The organism is Streptomyces recifensis (assembly GCF_002154615.1).
Taxonomy (GTDB): Bacteria; Actinomycetota; Actinomycetes; order Streptomycetales; family Streptomycetaceae; genus Streptomyces; species Streptomyces griseoluteus.
In genome coordinates this window covers 1-1,397 of record NZ_MUNH01000402.1, presented here as the reverse complement: position 1 = coordinate 1,397, position 1,397 = coordinate 1, and the positions used below count along the sequence as shown (strand labels likewise).

Genomic DNA, 1,397 nt, shown 5'->3' with positions numbered 1-1,397 from the left:
GATGCAGCTCGCGCGCGAGCCTGCGGAACGCCTTCTTGATCTCATCCTGCGACGCGTCGCGGCGCACGCCGAGAACGGCGTAGTAATCCGTGGCCACTTACGACTCCGCCAGGATCTGTCCGACGTACCGTGCCACTGCGCGTACCGCTCCCATCGTTCCCGGATAGTCCATGCGGGTCGGTCCGACCACGCCGAGCTTGGCAACCGCCTCGCCGCCCGAACCGTAGCCGACCGACACGACGGACGTGGAGTTGAGTCCCTCGTGGGCGTTCTCGTGCCCGATACGCACGGTCACGCCCGGATCTTTGGCTTCGCCGAGGAGTTTGAGGAGCACGACCTGCTCCTCCAGGGCCTCCAGCACGGGCCGGATCACCAGGGGGAAGTCATGTCCGAAACGGGTGAGATTGGCGGTGCCGCCGATCATCAGCCGTTCCTCGTTCTCCTCGACCAGTGTCTCCAGCAGAGTGGAGAGCACTGTGGAGACCGTACCGCGATCCTCCGCCTCGAAGGCATCGGGGAGGTCCTCGACCAGTCGCGGTACGTCGCTGAACCGGCGCCCGGCCACCTTGCTGTTGAGCCGCGCGCGCAGGTCCGCGAGCGGTCCCTCGCCGAACGGGGCGGGGCAGTCGACCATCCGCTGCTCCACCCGGCCGGTGTCGGTGATCAGCACGAGCATCACGCGGGCGGGCGCGAGTGAGAGCAGTTCCACATGCCGCACGGTGGACCGGGTCAGCGAGGGGTACTGCACCACGGCGACCTGCCGGGTGAGCTGGGCGAGCAGCCGGACGGTGCGGGCCACCACGTCGTCCAGGTCGACCGCGCCCTCCAGGAAGTTCTGGATCGCGCGCCGCTCGGGCGCCGTCATCGGCTTCACACCGGCGAGCTTGTCGACGAAGAGCCGGTAGCCCTTGTCGGTGGGGATGCGCCCGGCGCTGGTGTGCGGCTGGGCGATGAAGCCCTCCTCCTCCAGCGCGGCCATGTCGTTGCGCACGGTGGCGGGGGAGACGCCGAGGCTGTGCCGCTCGGTGAGGGCCTTGGAGCCGACGGGCTCCTCGGTGCCGACGTAGTCCTGCACGATGGCGCGCAGTACCTGCAGCCTGCGTTCGCTCAACATGCGCACCTCCGTCACGTCGCCCCACGGCCCTTACGGTGTCCCGCCTGGCACTCTGCGCGTGCGAGTGCCAGACATCCCCGGCCAGTGTACGGCCGCGGGGTACTCACCGGGCAAGGTCGGTGCGGTCCGCCCGGCTTGTCCCCGGCTAGCGTGCGGGCATGACCGTGACTTGGGAAGACCTCGGGTGGGAGCGCTTGGCGGAAGGGGTGGGCCGGTGCCGGCTGCCGGGCTGGGACTGCACGGTGGGGCTGGTCGTGGGCGCGGGCACGGCACTGGTGGTGGA

At 69.7% G+C, this 1,397-nt stretch carries 2 protein-coding genes and 1 pseudogene; 1 reads left to right on the top strand and 2 read right to left on the bottom strand.

Annotation, left to right across the window (positions count from 1 at the left end; genetic code table 11):
- On the bottom strand, nucleotides 1-97 hold a 97-nt coding region (locus tag CCN33_RS20820; protein ID WP_140394607.1), incomplete at its 3' end, for a DnaJ domain-containing protein.
- On the bottom strand, nucleotides 98-1,114 hold the full coding sequence (hrcA, locus tag CCN33_RS20815) for a heat-inducible transcriptional repressor HrcA (protein WP_086695084.1): 1,017 nt from the start codon (nucleotides 1,112-1,114) through the stop codon (nucleotides 98-100). It lies immediately after the preceding gene.
- A 158-nt stretch (nucleotides 1,115-1,272) separates the two neighbouring features.
- Here hrcA and CCN33_RS33150 point away from each other — a divergent pair.
- Nucleotides 1,273-1,397 (top strand): annotated as a pseudogene (locus CCN33_RS33150) (MBL fold metallo-hydrolase); the annotation flags it as partial.

Coding starts and splice junctions, on each gene's coding strand:
- hrcA (WP_086695084.1), bottom strand. CDS start 1,114: ATGTTGAGCGAACGCAGGCTGCAGGTACTGCGCGCCATCGTGCAGGAC.